Below are 16,849 nucleotides of genomic sequence, written 5' to 3' on the forward strand. Positions count from 1 at the left end.
CGTCGACCTACCTGCTATCCCCTAGGGTGAGTGTGGTCCACGTCACGGCGCAGGAGGTTTCATGTCCACGTCACCGGTCGCCGAGCGCGGCTACGACCCGATCGACCTGTCCTCGCGGGCGTTCTGGTCGACGACCGCCGCCGATCGGGAGCAGGCGTTCGCGACGCTGCGCGCGGAGCGCCCGGTGAGTTGGCATCCGCCGGTACAGGACACCCTGATCGCCGACCCGACCGACCCGGGCTACTGGGCGGTCACCCGCCACCGTGACATCGTCACCGTCAGCCGCACCAACGAGGTGTTCCTCTCCGGTAAGGGCGTGCTGTTCGACAATGTGCCCGAGGAACTGCTGGAGGGCAACCAGTCCTTCCTCGCGATGGACCCGCCGCGGCACACCAAGCTGCGCAAACTGGCCAGTGCGGCGTTCACGCCGCGGCAGGTTCGACGCATCGAGGACTCGATCAAAGCCAACGCCAAGGCCATCGTCGAAGAACTGGCCGCCGCGGGCAGCGGCGCGGACTTCGTCGAACACTGCGCCAAAGAACTGCCGGTGCGCACCCTTTCGGACATGGTCGGCATCCCCGACTCCGAACGGGACCGGGTCGCCGACGCCGCGGACGCGCTGGTGTCGTGGGCCGACCCGGTCTACCTCGACGGTCGCAACCCGCTGGAAGTCCTGTTCGAAAACCAGGCCTATCTGCACCAGCTCGCCGCCACCCTGGCCGCCGACCGCCGGGAGAACCCCAGCGACGACCTGTTCTCCAGCCTGGCCAACACCGAGGTCGACGGAGACCGACTGACCGCCAACGAGATCGCGGCCTACTTCGTGCTGCTGTGCGTCGCCGGCAACGACACCACCCGACAAGCCACCAGCCATGCGCTGAAGGCCCTCACCGAATTCCCCGACCAGCGGGCCTGGCTGACCGCGGATTTCGACGCGCGCATCGGCACCGCCGTCGAGGAGTTCATCCGCTGGGCCACCCCCGTGCTGACCTTCCGGCGCACCGCAGCCATCGACACCGAGCTGGCCGGCCAGCACATCCGGGCGGGGGAGAAGGTGGTGATGTTCTACCAGTCCGGCAACTGGGACGAGACCGTCTTCGACCAGCCGGATCGGCTCGACCTGAGCCGAGACCCCAATCCGCACATCGGTTTCGGCGGGGGCGGCGCGCACTACTGCCTGGGCACCCATGTCGCGCGCGCCCAGCTGCGGGCCATCATCGGCGAGTTGCTGCACCAGCTGCCCGACATCCGGGCCGGCGAGCCCGCCTTCGTGCCCAGCAACTTCGTCCACGCCATCCGCGCCATGCCCGTGACGTTCTAGCCGGCCGGCTAGGTCGGGGCGGCGGTGTCGGCGGCCGCGGTGGCGCCGAACTCCCGCCCGGTGGCGTCCCTGCCGATCGCGGCGAGCAGCACCACGATCACCAACACCGGCACGATGGTGACCGCCAGCGCGAACGGGTAGCCCCGGGCGGCGGCCAGTTGCTCCTGAATCGGCAAGTTCAACGATGCGAACAGATTCCCCAGCTGGTAGGTCACGCCGGGATACAGACCGCGGATCGCATCCGGGGACATCTCGTTGAGATGCGCCGGGATCACCCCCCAGGCGCCGACGACGAACACCTGGATCAGGAACGCACCGAGACACAGCAGCGCCGCGGACTGTGAGAACGCGAACAACGGCACGATCGGCAACGCCGAACCGGCACACCACATCACGGTGTGGCGCCGCCCGAACCGCTCGGAGAGCGCGCCGAAGACCACCCCGCCGATGATCCCGCCGATGCTGTAGATCACCACGATCCACTTGACGGCAGTGCTGGACAGCCCGGCGCCGCCGTCGTCGGTGGCCTGCAGGAACACCGGGTACACGTCCTGGGTGCCGTGGCTCATCCAGGTGAACGCGGTCATCAGCAGCACCAGATAGCCGAACCGGCGGATCACCGCGGGAGTGGCGAGGACATCACGGATCCGCGTGTGGGTCAACACCATCCGATCGTGGGTGGCCTCCCACGCCTCGGACTCCTTCACCCGGTACCGGATGATCAGGCTGATCGCGGCGGGCAGAATGCTCAACGCGAACAGCCACCGCCAGGACAGCTGCAGCCAGTCCATCATCACCAGTGCCGCCAGGCTGGCCAGCAGATAGCCGACCATGTAGCCCTGCTGCAACAACCCGGAGAAGAAGCCGCGCCGCGCGGTGGGCACCTTCTCCATCGCCAGCGCCGCACCCAAGCCCCACTCGCCGCCCATCCCGATGCCGAACAGCATCCGCAGGACCACCAGGACGGTGAAGTTCGGGGCGAAGGCGCACAGGAACCCGGCGACCGAGTAGGACACCACGTTGACCATCAGTGGCACCCGCCGGCCCACCCGGTCGGCCCACAATCCGAACAGCAGCGCACCGACCGGCCGCATCACCAGCGTGGCGGTCGTCAGGAAGGCCACCGTGGTCTTGGAATGGCCGAAGTCCGCGGCGATGTCGGCATAGACGAACACCACCAGGAAGTAGTCGAAGGCATCCATCGTCCAGCCCAAGAACGCGGCGAGGAACGCGTTGCGCTGATCGGAGGTGAGCCGCTGCTTGGTCACGGCAGCATCCTGGCATGGGGTACGGGCCGCTCCCGCCGCGGACTCAGCGCACTTCGGGGCACCGGGAGGCGATCACCGCCGCGGCGGCCTCACCGACCGAGGCTGACCGCGCTCGGATGGGTCAGCTCCCCGGCGAGCAACGCCAGCAGCGGGGAACAGCCCGCGTCGAGTTTCACCGTCGCCAACGCATCGCCACGGGTGGGACCGCGGTTGACGATCGCGACCGGGATGCCGCGCGCGGCGGCGCGCCGCACGAAGCGGTACCCGGAGAACACCGTCAGCGACGAGCCGGCCACCAGCAGCGCATCGGCCTCGTCGACCAGCGCGTAGGCCCGGGCGACCCGGTCCCGCGGGACGTTCTCCCCGAAGTAGACGATGTCGGGCTTGAGGATGCCGGCGCACACCGGACAGTCGACGAACCGGAACCCCGCGGTGTCGGTGACCACGGCGTCGGCGTCGGGGGCCACCGCGATCCCGCCCACCGGGCCGGCCGTCCGGCCGAAACCGGGGTTGAGCCGCTCCAACTCGACCGCCAGCGCAGCCCGGCCGACGGTGTGTCCGCAGCCCAGGCAGACCACCCGGTCGTAGCGGCCGTGCAGGTCGATCACCGCGCAGCTGCCCGCCTTGGAGTGCAGCAGGTCCACGTTCTGGGTGATCAGCCCGCACACCACCCCGGCGCGTTCGAGGGCGGCCAGCGCCCGGTGCCCGGCGTTGGGCGCGGTGGCCGCCATGTGCCGCCAGCCGACATGGTTGCGGGCCCAGTAGCGCTGCCGGAACAGCGGGTCGCCGGTGAACTGGGCGATCGTCATCGGGTTGCTCGGCGGCGAGTCGGGCCCGCGGTAGTCCGGGATTCCGGAGTCGGTGGAGACCCCGGCGCCGGTCAGCACCGCGACCCGCCGCCCGGCCAGCAGCGCCACCAGGTCGGGGGCCGTCGCGCCGTCGGCCTCGATCACACCCGTCACCCCGTCGAGGTTAACGGTGCTCGAGGCACTCCGCGGCGCTCTCCAGCCGCGCCCCCATGTTCTGCCGCATCATCCGCAGCGCCGCCTCGGCGAGGTCGGCGTCGATGTGGGCCACCGCGTCGGTGGCCACCGTCACCGGGATATGGCGCACGTAGGCGTCCAGCGCGCTGTAGAGGATGCACTGCTCGGTGACCTGGCCGGCCAGCACCAACCGTTTGACCTTCCGGCGCTCGAGCAGATACCCCAGCGCGGTCGCGTAGAACACACTGTGGCGCACCTTGGTGACGGTCATGCTGTCAGCGACCGGCGCGATCGGCCGGACCAGATCCGGGTGCGCGCCGTCGAGCGCCGCGTCGACCAGGTCGGAGAAATCGGCGGTGAAATCGCCGTAGTTGTCGTTGACATAGACCAGGTCGACGTCGTCGCGGCGGCGGGCCTCGCCGATCAGATCGGCCAGCGGCTCGATGATCCGGGCGGCGTCGCGGGCCAGCAGTTCGGCATCCGGGTGCCGGTAATCGTTCATCATGTCCACGACCAGCACGGCGGTATCACTCATGCCCATCTGGTACCCAACGGCAGCGAAACGACACCGCAGCGGCAACAATGGCGGGAATGGACTTCTACAGCGTTTACCGCCACGGGTTCGTCCGGGTCGCCGCGTGCACCCACCACACCGCGCTAGGCGAGCCAGAGACCAACGCCGAGTCGGTGCTGGCGCTGGCCCGGGCCTGCCACGACGACGGCGTCGCCGTGGCCGTCTTCCCGGAGCTGACCCTCTCGGGCTACTCGATCGACGACATCACCTTGCAGAACACGCTGCTGGCGTCGGTGCAGACCGCGCTGGAGACGGTGGTGGCGGCCTCGGTGGCGCTGCGTCCGGTGCTGGTGCTCGGTGCTCCGCTGCGCCACCGCAACCGGGTGTACAACACCGCGGTCATCATCCACCGCGGCGCCGTGCTCGGCGTGGTCCCCAAGTCCTACCTGCCGGCCTACCGGGAGTTCTACGAGCCGCGCTGGTTCGCCGCCGGTGCCGAGGAGCACGGTGTCATCGAGGTGGTCGGGGCGCAGGTGCCGTTCGGTCCGGACCTGCTGTTCGCCGCCGACGACGTCGCCGACCTGGTGCTGCACGCGGAGATCTGCGAGGACATGTTCGTCCCGGTGCCGCCGAGCGCGCGCGCCGCGCTGGCCGGGGCGACCGTGCTGGCCAACCTGTCGTCGAGCCCGATCACGATCGGCCGCGCCGAGGAACGCAAACTACTGGCCGCCTCGGCCTCCGCGCGCTGCCTGGCCGGCTACATCTACTCGGCGGCCGGGCCGGGGGAGTCGACCACCGACCTGGCCTGGGACGGCCAGTCGGTCATCTACGAGAACGGCGTGTTGCTGGCCGAAGGGGAACGGTTCCCCACCGGCGCCCGGCGCACCGTGGCCGACATCGATGTCGCCAAGATCCGCGCGGAGCGGTTGCGGGCGAACACCTTCGACGACAACCGCCGCGAGCATCGGCCGGCCACCGAGTCGTTCCGCACCATCGCGTTCAGCGTTGAGCCGCCCGACGGCGATATCGGCCTGCGCCGACGGGTGGAGCGGTTCCCGTTCGTGCCCGCCGACCCGGCCCGGCTGCAACGCGACTGCTACGAGGCCTACAACATCCAGGTGTCGGGCCTGGAACAGCGGCTGCGGGCGATCGGCAACCCCAAGGTGGTGATCGGGGTCTCCGGGGGGCTGGACTCCACGCACGCGCTGATCGTCGCCGCGCGGGCGATGGACCGCCAACAGCGGCCCCGCAGCGACATTCTCGCGTTCACCATGCCCGGCTTCGCCACCGGCGAGCACACCAAGAACAACGCGATCGCGTTGAGCCGCGCCCTGGGCGCCACGATCGAGGAGATCGACATCCGCGACACCGCGACGTTGATGCTCACCGAACTGGGCCATCCCGCCGGGCGCGGCGAACCGGTCTATGACGTCACGTTCGAGAACGTGCAGGCCGGGCTGCGCACCGATTACCTGTTCCGGATCGCCAACCAGCGCGGCGGCCTCGTGCTGGGCACCGGGGACCTCTCCGAATTGGCGCTGGGTTGGGCGACGTACGGGGTGGGCGACCAGATGTCGCACTACAACGTCAACGGCGGCGTGCCGAAAACCCTGATCCAGCACCTGATCCGGTGGGTGATCTCCTCCGACCAGTTCTCCACCGACGTGTCCAAGGTGCTGGCGTCGGTGCTCGACACCGAGATCAGCCCCGAGCTGGTGCCGCCCGGTCACGGCGACGACATCCAGCGCAGCGAAGACGCGGTGGGCCCCTATGCGCTGCAGGACTTCACGCTGTTCCACGTGTTGCGGCACGGGTTCGGCCCGGCGAAGATCGCGTTTCTGGCCTGGCAGGCCTGGCACGACGCGGAACGGGGCGCCTGGCCGTCGGGGTACCCGGCCGGGCAGCGGCCGGAGTACTCGCTGGCCGAGATCCGCCACTGGCTGCAGGTCTTCTGCCGCCGCTTCTACGGTTTCGGCCAGTTCAAACGTTCCGCCATGCCCAACGGCCCCAAGGTCAGTGCGGGCGGGGCGCTGTCCCCGCGCGGCGACTGGCGCGCCCCGTCGGACCTGTCGGCGCGGATCTGGCTCGACGCGATCGAGCGCGAGATACCCGAGCGCTGAACCCGCCCCGCGCCGGTCAGGGCAGGTCGGGGAGCGCGGCGTCGATGGCGGCGGCGCTCTGCGCGCAGTCACCCGCCCCCCGCACCAACGTCGCCAACCCGCCCGCCACGCAGGCGCGGCGCACCGCGACGTGCGGGCCCGCCGACCAGCCGGCGGCCAGCACCCCGGCGAACACGTCGCCGGCGCCGGCGGTGTCGACCGGGGACACCGGCAGTGCAGGCACCGCGAACCGCCCCGCCGAACCGTCGTAGCGGGCGCCGTCGGCGCCGAGGGTGAGCACCCGGTGCGGCACCGGCCAGCGCCAGTGCGCGGCCTCGGCCTCGTTGACCACCACGACGTCGGTGAGCGCGGCCAGCTCCTCGAGGCCGGCGCGGACCGGGGAGGCGTTGACGATCACCGTCGCGCCGGCCGCCCGCGCGGCGGTGGCGGCGTCCACCGCGGTCGCCACCGGGATCTCCAGCTGGATCAGCACCGTGGCGCAGCCGGCGATCACCGCCCGCGTCGCGGCGTCGAGTTCGAGTCCGCCGTTGGCGCCCGGGGACACGACGATCATGTTCTGCCCGGCGTCGTCGACGACGATCAGCGCCCGCCCGCTGGGTTCCGGCCGGCACACCAAACCCTGCAGGTCGACCCGATTGGCCGCCAGGTGCTCGCGCAGGCGCCGGCCGGCCGCGTCGTCGCCGACCGCGCCGACGAACCGCACCGCCGCACCGGCCCGCGCCGCGGCCACCGCCTGGTTGCCGCCCTTGCCGCCGGGACCGCTCGCCGTGGTGGCCGCCAGCACGGTCTCCCCGACCCGCGGGAGGTCCGCCACGCCGTAGACGGTGTCGAGGTTGACACTGCCCACCACGCCGACCCGCGCGCTGTCCACCATGGCCGGCTCAGAACACGATCGTCTGGTTACCGTGCTGCACGATGCGGTCCTGGCAGTGCCACTGCACCGCCCGCGACAGCACCGCGCGCTCCACGTCGGCGCCGATGCGCACCAGATCGGCCAGCAGGTGGGTGTGGTCGACGCGGACCACGTCCTGCTCGATGATCGGGCCCTCGTCGAGGTCGTCGGTGACGTAGTGCGCGGTGGCCCCGATCAGCTTGACCCCCCGTTCCCGGGCCTGCTGGTAGGGGTTGGCGCCGACGAACGCCGGCAGGAACGAGTGGTGCACGTTGATCAGCGGGCAGCCGATCCGCTGCAGGAAATCGGGGGTGAGGATCTGCATGTAGCGGGCCAGCACCACCAAATCGACGTTGCCGTGCAGCAGCTCCAGCTGACGCTGCTCGGCCTCGGCCCGGTTGGCGGCGGTGGCCGGGATGTGCACGAACGGGATTCCGAACGGCCGCACCCGGTCGGCGAGGTCGGGGTGGTTGGAGATCACCATCACCACCGACATGTCCAGCTCACCGCGCTGGTTGCGCCACAGCAGATCCAACAGGCAGTGGTCGGTGCGCGACGCCATGATCGCCACCCGCTTGAGCGTGGCGGCCTCGGTGAAATGGAAGTCGATGCCCAGCTCGGCGGCGACGGTGGCGCCGAACTCCGCCTCCAGGCGGTCGCGGGCGGCGGCCAGCCCGGGCAGGACGAAGATGGTGCGCTGCAGCAGGGTGCCGCCGACCGGTTCGGTGGAGTGCTGGTCGAGGGAGACGATGTTCGCCCCGGCCCGGGCCAGAAACGTGCTCACCGCCGAGACGATGCCGGGCTGGTCGGGGCAGCGAAGGACCAGCCGGCCGATGTCCTCGACCGGAAGGGAGCGGCGCGACGCGCCGCCGGAAGTCGTCATGACGGGCAGATTAGTCGCCCGCCGCCCGGCCCGGGCGGGCCGCCGACCGGCGTCCGCCGGCGACGGCCCGATACCCTGGACGGATGAGTTCGCACCTGATCCCCGATCTGGCCTCGGACGGCAAACCCGAGCCCGACCTGCGCCGACAGGTCCACGATGCGGCCCGCCGTGCCCGGGTCGCCGCGCGGGTGCTCGCGACGCTGCCCACCGTCGCCAAGGACCACGCCCTGCACGCCGCCGCCGACGCGCTCACCGAGCACCGCGAGAAGATCCTCGCCGCCAACCGCGACGACGTCGACGCCGCGCGCGCGGCGGGCACCCCGGAGGCGATGATCGACCGGCTGGCGCTGGACGCCCAGCGCGTCGACGGCATCGCCGCCGGGCTGCGGCAGGTCGCCGGGCTGCCCGACCCGGTCGGGGAGGTGCTGCGCGGCTACACCCTGCCCAACGGGCTGATGCTGCGTCAGCTGCGGGTGCCGCTCGGGGTGGTCGGCATGGTCTATGAGGGACGGCCCAACGTCACCGTCGACGCCTTCGGCCTGGCCCTCAAATCCGGCAACGCGGCCCTGTTGCGGGGCAGCTCCTCGGCGGTGAACTCCAACCAGGCGCTGGTCGAGGTGGTCCGCGACGCCCTGCTCGGCGAGGACCTGCCCGCCGACGCGGTGCAGCTGCTCGACGCCTCCGACCGCATCACGGTCACCCACCTGATCCAGGCGCGTGGCCTGGTCGACGTGGTGATCCCGCGCGGCGGGGCCGGGCTGATCGAGGCGGTGGTGCGCGACGCGCAGGTGCCGACCATCGAAACCGGGGTGGGCAACTGCCACGTCTACATCCACGAGGCCGCCGACATGGATCTGGCCGAGCGCATCCTGTTGAACTCCAAGACCCGCCGGCCCAGCGTGTGCAACGCCGCCGAGTCGCTGCTGGTCGACGCCGCGATCGCCGAGCGGGCGCTGCCCCGGCTGCTCGACGCGCTCACCGCCGCCGGGGTGACCGTGCACGGCGGCGACGCCGCGGCGGGCGAGGACCAGCTGCGCGCCGAATTCCTCTCGATGGACATCGCGCTGAAGGTCGTCGACGACATCGACGCCGCCATCGCGCACGTCAACGAGTACGGCACCGGGCACACCGAGGCGATCGTGACCGCCAACATGGCGGCCGCGCAACGGTTCACCGAGCAGGTGGACGCCGCGGCGGTGATGGTCAACGCCTCGACGGCGTTCACCGACGGCGAGCAGTTCGGCTTCGGCGCCGAGATCGGCATCTCCACCCAGAAGCTGCATGCCCGCGGCCCGATGGGCCTGACCGAACTGACCTCGACGAAATGGATCGTGTGGGGCGACGGCCACACCCGGCCCGCCTGACCGACGAACCCTTGGAGCATCCACTGTGAGTCTGCCCGCCCGGCCCGCCGCCCTCTTCGCCGACATCGACGATGTGGCCGACCGGCTGGCCGCCACCGGCTACCTGCCCGACACCGCCACCGCCACCGCGGTCTACCTCGCCGACCAGCTGGGCAAGCCGCTGCTGGTGGAGGGCCCGGCCGGGGTGGGCAAGACCGAGCTGGCCCGCGCCGTCGCCCAGGCCACCGGCTCGGGCCTGGTGCGCCTGCAGTGCTACGAGGGAGTCGATGAGGCGCGCGCCCTCTACGAGTGGAACCACGCCAAGCAGATCCTGCGGATCCAGGCCGGGTCGGGGGACTGGGACCAGACCAAGACCGACGTGTTCTCCGAGGAGTTCCTGCTGTCGCGGCCGCTGCTGACCGCGATCCGGCGCACCGAGCCGACCGTGCTGCTCATCGACGAGACCGACAAGGCCGACATCGAGATCGAGGGGCTGCTGTTGGAGGTGCTCTCCGACTTCGCGGTCACCGTTCCCGAGCTGGGCACCATCACCGCCACCCGGGCGCCGTTCGTGGTGCTGACCTCCAACGCCACCAGGGAACTGTCCGAGGCGCTCAAGCGGCGCTGCCTGTTCCTGCATATCGACTTCCCCGACGCCGAACTCGAGCGGCGCATCCTGCTGTCCCGGGTGCCCGAGCTGCCCGAGCGGCTGGCCGACGAACTGGTCCGCATCATCGGCGTACTGCGCGGCATGCAGCTGAAGAAGCTGCCGTCGGTGGCCGAGACCATCGACTGGGGTCGCACCGTGCTGGCCTTGGGGCTGGACACCCTCGACGACGAGACCATCGCCGCCACCCTCGGGGTGGTGCTCAAACACCAGTCCGATCAGACCCGCGCCGCCGGCGAGCTGCGGCTGAACTGAACCGATGACACCGCGCCGCACCCGACCCGCCCAGCCGCTCGCGCCGCAGGGCATCCCCGGACACCTGGTCGGGTTCGTCGAGGCGCTGCGCGGCCACGGCATCGCCGTGGGCCCCTCGGAGACCGTCGATGCGGGCCGGGTCCTCACGGTCGTCGGCCTCGGCGACCGCGAGGTGCTGCGCGAGGGACTGGCCTGCGCGGTGCTGCGCCGCCCCGATCACCGCGACACCTACGACGCCCTGTTCGACCTGTGGTTCCCCGCTGCGCTGGGCGGGCGCACCGTGCTCGACGACGACACCACCGCGGTGGTGCCGCCCGACGACGTCGAGGCGATGCGGGCGATGCTGCTCGAGGCGCTCACCGACACCGACCCGGCCGCCGAGGATCGGCTGGCCGGGCTGGTGGCGCAGATCGTGCAGGCCTACGGCCGGTACAACTCCAGCCGCGGCCCGTCGTACTCGTCGTATCAGGCGCTCAAGGCGATGTCGCTGAACGAGCTGGAGGGCCGGCTTTTGGCCGGTCTGCTCGCCGGCTACGGCGACGAACCCACCCCGAGCCAGGAGCAGATCGCCAAAGCCGTTGCGGCCAAGAAGATCACCGGCCTGCGCAAGATGGTCGAAGACGAAACCAAGCGGCGCACCGCCGAGCAGCTGGGGCGGGACCACGTGCAGATGTACGGCATCCCGCAGCTGGCCGAGAACGTGGAGTTCCTGCGCGCCTCCGGCGACCAGTTGCGTCAGATGCGCCGGGTGGTGGCGCCGCTGGCGCGGACCCTGGCGACCCGGCTGGCCGCGCGGCGGCGCCGCTCCCGGGCGGGGGCGATCGACCTGCGCAAGACCCTGCGTAAATCGATGTCCACCGGCGGGGTGCCCATCGACGTGGTGCTGCGCAAACCCCGGCCGGCCCGACCCGAGCTGGTGGTGCTCTGCGACGTGTCGGGTTCGGTGGCCGGGTTCAGCCACTTCACCCTGCTGCTGGTGCACGCGCTGCGTCAACAGTTCTCCCGGGTGCGGGTGTTCGCGTTCATCGACACCACCGACGATGTGACCCACCTGTTCGGCCCGGACGCGGATCTGGCGGTGGCCATCCAGCGGGTCACCCGGGAGGCCGGGGTGTACACCATCGACGGCCACTCCGACTACGGCCACGCGCTGACCTCCTTCGCCGACAACTTCCCGCACGTGCTGTCCCCGCGCAGCTCTCTGCTGGTGCTCGGCGACGCCCGCAACAACTACCGCGACCCCGCCCTCGGGGTGCTCGCCGATCTGGTGTCGGCCAGCCGTCATGCCCATTGGCTCAACCCCGAACCGCGGCAACTGTGGGGGAGCGGTGATTCGGTGGCGCCGCGCTACCAGGATCTGATCACCATGCACGAATGCCGCTCGGCCAAGCAGCTGGCGGCGGTCATCGATCAGCTGCTGCCGGTGTAACCGGCGGGCGCTCAACCGATCCCGGGCAGGAACCGGCCCACCTGCGTGCGGTAGCTGTCGTATTCCGCGCCGTGCACCGTCGCCAGGTAGGGCTCTTCGACCACCCGGACCTGCACCTCGATGCTGACCAGCAGCAACCCGAACGCCCCCAGCGCCAACGGATTCGGCGCCAGCAGGGCGATGCCCGCGGCGAAGGCCAGCATGGCGGTGAAGATCGGGTTGCGGACCAGGCCGAACACGCCGGCACGCACCAGCTGCGTCGTCTCGGCCTGATCCACCCCGATTCGCCAGGACTCGCCCATGTCCCGCTGGGCATAAAACGTGCCCAGCATCCCGGTGACCGCCAGCACCAGCCCGGCGATCTGCAGCCACCCGGCGTCCAGCACCGGCACCGGGGACAGCACCCCGGCGATCTGCAACGCCGGCGCCAGCGCACCGGCGAGCACCGCGAGCAGGAAACCGGCGCCGGCGAGCAGCGCACCGGGGGTCGATTCGACGCGGCGGAACCCGGTCGAGCCGGTGCGCCGGTACTGCGCCCAACTGCGCCAACCGAACCCGACGGCGGCGAACACCAGATAGAGCGCCAGCGCGACGAACGCCATCACGACCCTTTCCACAAATAGATGCACACATGGCTATGTATATATCTATCTGGTGGGCACGGGGGTGTCAACGTGCGGTCGCGAGCGGGACGCTCAGCGTGCGACCACGCATCGGTCAAAACATCGGCAAAACTGCGTATATTTTTGGCAGGAGACCTGCAGGTTCTGCCGAGTGGTGGTGCGCCTGAGTAGTTGGGCCATCGCAGTTCTCAGCGAGGTCGCCGCACCCCATTCGAGCGAAGAAGGACGCCATGACCACCATCGACCCGAACGCCCCGGTGCTGGTCACCGGGGGCAGCGGCTACATCGCCAGCTGGATCGTGCGCTACCTGCTCGAGGACGGTCACCAGGTGCGCGCCACCGTGCGCGATCCGCAGAAACCCCGCGGCCTGGAGCACCTGCACGCCTTGGAGCGCGAACACCCCGGCCGGCTCACGCTGCACCGCGCCGACCTGCTGGAACCGGGCAGTTTCTCCACCGCGATGGACGGCTGCCAACTGGTCATCCACACCGCCTCACCGTTCCTGATGGGCTCGATCCGCGACCCGCACGAGCAGTTGATCCGCCCCGCACTCGAGGGCACCCGCAACGTGTTGGCCGGCGTGGACGCCACCGAGTCGGTCAAGCGGGTGGTGTTGACCAGCAGCGTGGCCGCGATCTACGGCGACAACGCCGACATGGCCGGCAAGGACTGCTTCACCGAAGCGGACTGGAACACCACCAGCAGCGAAGACCACCAGCCGTACTCGTACTCCAAGACCGTCGCCGAGCGCGAGGCGTGGGCGATTCAGCAGACCCAGCACCGCTGGGATCTGGTCACCATCCACCCGTCGCTGGTGCTGGGCCCGGCCCTGACCACCGCCAGCGTCTCCGGCAGCATGACGACCATGCGCCACTTCGTCGACCTGTCGATGGCGCTGGGCGCACCGGCGCTGCAACTCGGCGCCGTCGACGTGCGCGACGTCGCCCGAGCCCACATCGCCGCGGGGTTCACCGGCGCGGCGCACGGTCGCTACGTGGTCAACTCCGAAATCGTCAGCATGCTCGGGCTGAGCCGGATGCTGCGGCGCCACTTCGGGCCGCGACTGGGCTTCCCGACCCGCGAAATGCCGAAGTTCCTGATCAAACTCGCCGCGCCGGTCGCCGGCCTGACCCGCACCTACGTCGAGCGCAACGTGGGTTGGCCGCTGTGCTTCGACGGTTCGCGCGCGCCGGCCGAACTCGGCATCACCCTGCGGCCGGTGGAGGAGTCCATCGTCGCGCACTTCCAGCAGATGATCGACGACGGGTCGGCGCGACGGTAGGCCGCGGTCGGGCGAGGTGGTCAGTACGCCCCGAAGGCCAGCGCGACGTTGTGTCCGCCGAACCCGAAGGAATTGCTGACCGCGTACCGGTAGTCGCCGTGGCGGGCCTCGCCGGCCACGACGTCCAGGTCGATCTCCGGATCGAGATGCTCGAGGTTCAACGTCGGCGGTATGACACCGTCCCGCAGGGCCAGCACGGTGAGCACGGCCTCCACCGCTCCCACCGCGCCGACGGAGTGCCCGAGGGCGGCTTTGGGGGCGTAGACCGCGGCCCGATGGTCGCCCAGCGCGTTGTGGATCGCTTGGGCTTCGGCCAGATCGCCGATGCGGGTGCCGGTGGCGTGCGCGTTGACGTGGTCGATGTCGGTCGGGCGCAAGCCGGCCAACTCGATGGCGCGGGTCATGGCGTAACCGGCGCGTCCGCCCTGCGGGTCGGGGGCGACGATGTGATAGCCGTCCGAGGTGACGCCGGCGCCCATGATCCGGCCGAGAACGCCGGCGTTGCGCGCCTTTGCGTGTTGCTCGGTCTCGATGACCATGAGCCCGGCGGCCTCACCGAACGCGAAGCCGTTGCGGTCCCGGTCGAATGGGCGGCAGGCGCGGGCGGGGTTGTCGTTGGTGGTGGACAACACCATCCGCATGGCCGCGAAGCCGGCGATCGGCACGGCCTCGATCTTGGTTTCGACGCCGCCGCAGATGGCGATGTCGGCCTCCCCGTAGACGATGTTGCGCCAGGCGTTCGCGATCGCCTCGGCGCCGGACGCGCACGCCGACACCGGGGTGAAGACCCCGGCCTGCGCACCGCGTTCCAGCCCGACGGCAGCGGCCGCCGCGTTGGGCATGTACTTCTGCACGCCCAGCGGTGACACTCCGCGCATGCCGCGCTCGACCATCCCCTGATAACCCCAGACCAGTTCTTCGGGCGAACCCAGGCCGGTCCCGATGGACACCAGCAGCCGTCGGGTGTCCACTTCCGGTGCGCCGGCGGCCTGCCACACGCGCCGGCCCAGCACCGTGGACATCTTCTGCAGGTACGACAACCGATGCAGTTCCTTGCGGGTCAGTTCCGCATCGAAGTCCTCGAGGAGGTGTCCGCCGATGCGCACCGGCAGGTCGAACTGCTCGACCCACGGGTCCGCGAGCTTGCGGATGCCGCACTGCCCGTCCAGCAGGTTCTTCCACGTGCTCTCGGCATCGGTGGCCAGCGCGGTCGTCAACGCCACTCCGGTGACCACCACATCGGGCAGACCGTTCCCGGTCGCGAGGAGGCTCATCGCGGCACGGCGTCGTCGGTGCGGCGGCGGTCGCCCTTGGTCAACGTGAACTGGCCGACGTCGGCGATTCCCTTGCGGAACAGGCCCGCACAACCGGTCAGGTAACGCAGGTAGCGCTCGTAGACCTCTTCGGACTGGACCTCGATGGCACGCTCGCGATGGGCCCGTAGGTTGGCGGCCCAGGTGTCGAGGGTCCGCACATAGTGGGTGGGCAGAAACTGCGTTTCGGTGAGGTCGAACCCACCCGCCTGTGAGTACGCGTAGATGTCGTCGATACCGGCCATCTCCCCGCCCGGGAAGATCTCCCGGCCCAGGAACCGGACGAATTTCAGGTCGTTGATCGTGATCGGGATGCCGTGCTCACGCCAGTAGGTCCGCGGGTGGGTGAAGATGCTGTGCAGCAGCATCCGACCGTCGTCGGGCAGGATGTCGTAGGCACGGTCGAAGAACGCGGTGTAGCGCGCCTTTTTGAACGAGTCGAACGCCTCGACGGTGATGATCCGATCGACCGGTTCGTCGAATTCCTCCCAACCCTGCAGCCGTGCCTCGGCGCGCCGGCGCGTCGGAAGCGCCGCCAAGGTGGCGGCGCTGTAGGCGTAGTGGTTTCGGCTCAAGGTGATGCCGACGACGTCGACGTCATACTTCTCCACCGCCCGCACCAGCCCGGCGCCCCATCCGCAGCCGATGTCCAGCAGCGTCATGCCGGGTTCGAGGTCGAGTTTGTCCAACGCCAGGTCGAATTTCGCTCGCTGCGCTTCCTCCAGCGTCATGTCATCGCGCGCGAAGTAAGCGCACGTGTAGGTCATCGACGGATCGAGAAACAGCGCGAAGAACTCGTCGGAGATGTCGTAGGCCAGTTGCGATTCTTCGTAGTACGGCTTCAAATCCACCACGGCCGCGGCCCTCCTAACCGTGCCGCGCCACGCGGCTGTTCGGTTTGGCCAGGGTGAACTGACACACGTCGGTATAGCCGTCCCGGAACAGCTCGCTGCAACCGGTCAGGTACTTCATGTAGCGCTCGTAGACCTCTTCGCCCTGAAGCGCGATCGCCTGGTCACGGTTGGCCTCCAGCGCCGCCGCCCAGGTGCTCAGCGTGCGCACGTAGTTGGAGCCGATGTGGTGGTGCCGGGTGATGGCGAACCCGGCCTCGGTCGCGTATCGATCGACGATGGAGACCATCGGCAGCCGGCCGCCGGGGAAGATCTCGGTCAGGATGAACCGGATGAACCGCAGCAGGGACATGGTGGCCTGCAGGCCGAGGCGCTCGGCGTCTTCGGCCGGGGGCACCACGATGGAGTGCAGCAGCATGACCCCGTCATCGGGCAGCACCTCGTAGCACATCTTGAAGAAATCGGCGTAGCGCTCGTAGGTGCCGATGCCGTCCGCGAAGTGCTCGAACGCGCCCAGCGAGACGATCCGGTCGACCGGTTCGTGGAAGAACTCCCAGCCCTGCAACCGCACCTCTTTGGAACGCGGGCTGGACATCTCGGCGAACTTCTGCCGGTCGTGCGCCAGTTGGTTTTTGCTGAGCGTCAGGCCGATCACGTTGACGTCGTAGCGTTCGACGGCCCGGCGCATCGTCGAACCCCAGCCACAGCCGATGTCGAGCAGCGTCAGCCCGGGCTGCAGGTCCAGTTTGCCCAGCGCGAGATCGATTTTCGCCCGTTGCGCCTGCTCCAAGGTCATGTCGTCGCGTTCGAAATAGGCGCAGCTGTAGGTCATCGACGGGTCCAGCCAGAGCCGGAAGAAGTCATTGGACCGGTCGTAGTGGGACTGGACGTGCTCGACATTGGGTCGCAGCCCGGTGGGCGTCGCGTGCTGAGTCATCAGAGGCCTGCCCCGCCGGCGTGGAACGCCTGGTCGGGAGCCGACGTCTCGGATGGCATTGCAGTCGTCGCCGCGATCGCGCCGCCGGCAGGTATGGATCGGAATTGCATAGCGTGTACCGCCTCCCCGTTTTCCTCCCCGCCCGGTTCCGAGTGTAGGGCTGATGT

The 16,849-nt window shown here is 69.9% G+C and carries 15 protein-coding genes; 6 read left to right on the plus strand and 9 right to left on the minus strand.

Annotated features, from left to right (window positions below; translation table 11 throughout):
• The first annotated feature begins 61 nt into the window (after nucleotides 1-61).
• On the plus strand, nucleotides 62-1,321 hold the full coding sequence (locus A5643_RS13210) for a cytochrome P450 (RefSeq protein WP_066856203.1): 1,260 nt from the start codon (nucleotides 62-64) through the stop codon (nucleotides 1,319-1,321).
• Between the two features lie 8 nt (nucleotides 1,322-1,329).
• Here A5643_RS13210 and A5643_RS13215 read toward each other — a convergent pair whose 3' ends face one another.
• From A5643_RS13215 to A5643_RS13225, 3 genes are all read right to left on the minus strand, one after another.
• Nucleotides 1,330-2,589 carry an MFS transporter gene (locus A5643_RS13215; protein ID WP_156628800.1) on the minus strand — a complete coding sequence of 420 codons (1,260 nt, stop codon included), beginning with the start codon at nucleotides 2,587-2,589 and terminating at the stop codon, nucleotides 1,330-1,332.
• Nucleotides 2,590-2,678: 89 nt separating this feature from the next.
• On the minus strand, nucleotides 2,679-3,542 hold the full coding sequence (locus A5643_RS13220) for an NAD-dependent protein deacetylase (protein WP_231995564.1): 864 nt from the start codon (nucleotides 3,540-3,542) through the stop codon (nucleotides 2,679-2,681).
• Between the two features lie 19 nt (nucleotides 3,543-3,561).
• Nucleotides 3,562-4,107, minus strand: coding sequence for a cysteine hydrolase family protein (locus tag A5643_RS13225; protein ID WP_066856298.1), 546 nt, complete (start codon nucleotides 4,105-4,107; stop codon nucleotides 3,562-3,564).
• 56 nt (nucleotides 4,108-4,163) lie between these two features.
• Here A5643_RS13225 and A5643_RS13230 point away from each other — a divergent pair, with 56 nt between their 5' ends.
• The gene (locus tag A5643_RS13230; RefSeq protein ID WP_066856206.1) at nucleotides 4,164-6,206 is read left to right on the plus strand and encodes an NAD(+) synthase; all 2,043 of its coding nucleotides are present in this window, start codon (nucleotides 4,164-4,166) and stop codon (nucleotides 6,204-6,206) included.
• A gap of 16 nt (nucleotides 6,207-6,222) precedes the next feature.
• Here the strand turns inward: A5643_RS13230 and A5643_RS13235 are convergent, their stop codons facing one another.
• A complete protein-coding gene (locus A5643_RS13235) occupies nucleotides 6,223-7,080 on the minus strand; it encodes a PfkB family carbohydrate kinase (protein WP_156628801.1) in 858 nt (285 codons plus the stop codon).
• A gap of 7 nt (nucleotides 7,081-7,087) precedes the next feature.
• Nucleotides 7,088-7,981 carry a formyltetrahydrofolate deformylase gene (gene purU, locus A5643_RS13240; RefSeq protein ID WP_066856209.1) on the minus strand — a complete coding sequence of 298 codons (894 nt, stop codon included), beginning with the start codon at nucleotides 7,979-7,981 and terminating at the stop codon, nucleotides 7,088-7,090.
• A gap of 83 nt (nucleotides 7,982-8,064) precedes the next feature.
• Between purU and A5643_RS13245 the strand changes: the two genes are divergently transcribed.
• The 3 genes from A5643_RS13245 to A5643_RS13255 are packed head-to-tail and all read left to right on the plus strand — an operon-like array spanning nucleotide 8,065 to nucleotide 11,675.
• Nucleotides 8,065-9,345 (plus strand): glutamate-5-semialdehyde dehydrogenase, encoded by a 1,281-nt coding sequence (locus tag A5643_RS13245; protein WP_066856212.1) that lies wholly within the window; start codon nucleotides 8,065-8,067, stop codon nucleotides 9,343-9,345.
• A 25-nt stretch (nucleotides 9,346-9,370) separates the two neighbouring features.
• Nucleotides 9,371-10,246 (plus strand): AAA family ATPase, encoded by an 876-nt coding sequence (locus tag A5643_RS13250; RefSeq protein WP_066856215.1) that lies wholly within the window; start codon nucleotides 9,371-9,373, stop codon nucleotides 10,244-10,246.
• 4 nt (nucleotides 10,247-10,250) lie between these two features.
• The gene (locus A5643_RS13255; protein WP_066856218.1) at nucleotides 10,251-11,675 is read left to right on the plus strand and encodes a vWA domain-containing protein; all 1,425 of its coding nucleotides are present in this window, start codon (nucleotides 10,251-10,253) and stop codon (nucleotides 11,673-11,675) included.
• Between the two features lie 11 nt (nucleotides 11,676-11,686).
• Here the strand turns inward: A5643_RS13255 and A5643_RS13260 are convergent, their stop codons facing one another.
• Complete coding sequence (locus A5643_RS13260) at nucleotides 11,687-12,277, minus strand: methyltransferase family protein (RefSeq protein ID WP_066856221.1); 591 nt, start codon at nucleotides 12,275-12,277, stop codon at nucleotides 11,687-11,689.
• A gap of 251 nt (nucleotides 12,278-12,528) precedes the next feature.
• Here A5643_RS13260 and A5643_RS13265 point away from each other — a divergent pair, with 251 nt between their 5' ends.
• Entirely contained in the window at nucleotides 12,529-13,581 is a 1,053-nt protein-coding gene (locus tag A5643_RS13265) for an NAD-dependent epimerase/dehydratase family protein (protein WP_066856224.1), read from the plus strand.
• A gap of 20 nt (nucleotides 13,582-13,601) precedes the next feature.
• Here the strand turns inward: A5643_RS13265 and A5643_RS13270 are convergent, their stop codons facing one another.
• The 3 genes from A5643_RS13270 to A5643_RS13280 are packed head-to-tail and all read right to left on the minus strand — an operon-like array spanning nucleotide 13,602 to nucleotide 16,682.
• Nucleotides 13,602-14,855, minus strand: coding sequence for a KasA/KasB family beta-ketoacyl-ACP synthase (locus A5643_RS13270; RefSeq protein ID WP_066856227.1), 1,254 nt, complete (start codon nucleotides 14,853-14,855; stop codon nucleotides 13,602-13,604).
• On the minus strand, nucleotides 14,852-15,748 hold the full coding sequence (locus tag A5643_RS13275; RefSeq protein ID WP_066856230.1) for a cyclopropane mycolic acid synthase family methyltransferase: 897 nt from the start codon (nucleotides 15,746-15,748) through the stop codon (nucleotides 14,852-14,854). Before A5643_RS13275 ends, A5643_RS13270 begins: the two co-directional genes overlap by 4 nt.
• Before the next feature lie 13 nt (nucleotides 15,749-15,761).
• Nucleotides 15,762-16,682, minus strand: a complete 921-nt coding sequence (locus A5643_RS13280; protein ID WP_066856233.1) for a cyclopropane mycolic acid synthase family methyltransferase — start codon at nucleotides 16,680-16,682, stop codon at nucleotides 15,762-15,764.
• Between the last annotated feature and the right edge of the window lie 167 nt (nucleotides 16,683-16,849).

Origin of the sequence: Mycobacterium sp. 1274756.6 (assembly GCF_001668625.1) — a bacterium.
Classification (GTDB): Bacteria; Actinomycetota; Actinomycetes; order Mycobacteriales; family Mycobacteriaceae; genus Mycobacterium.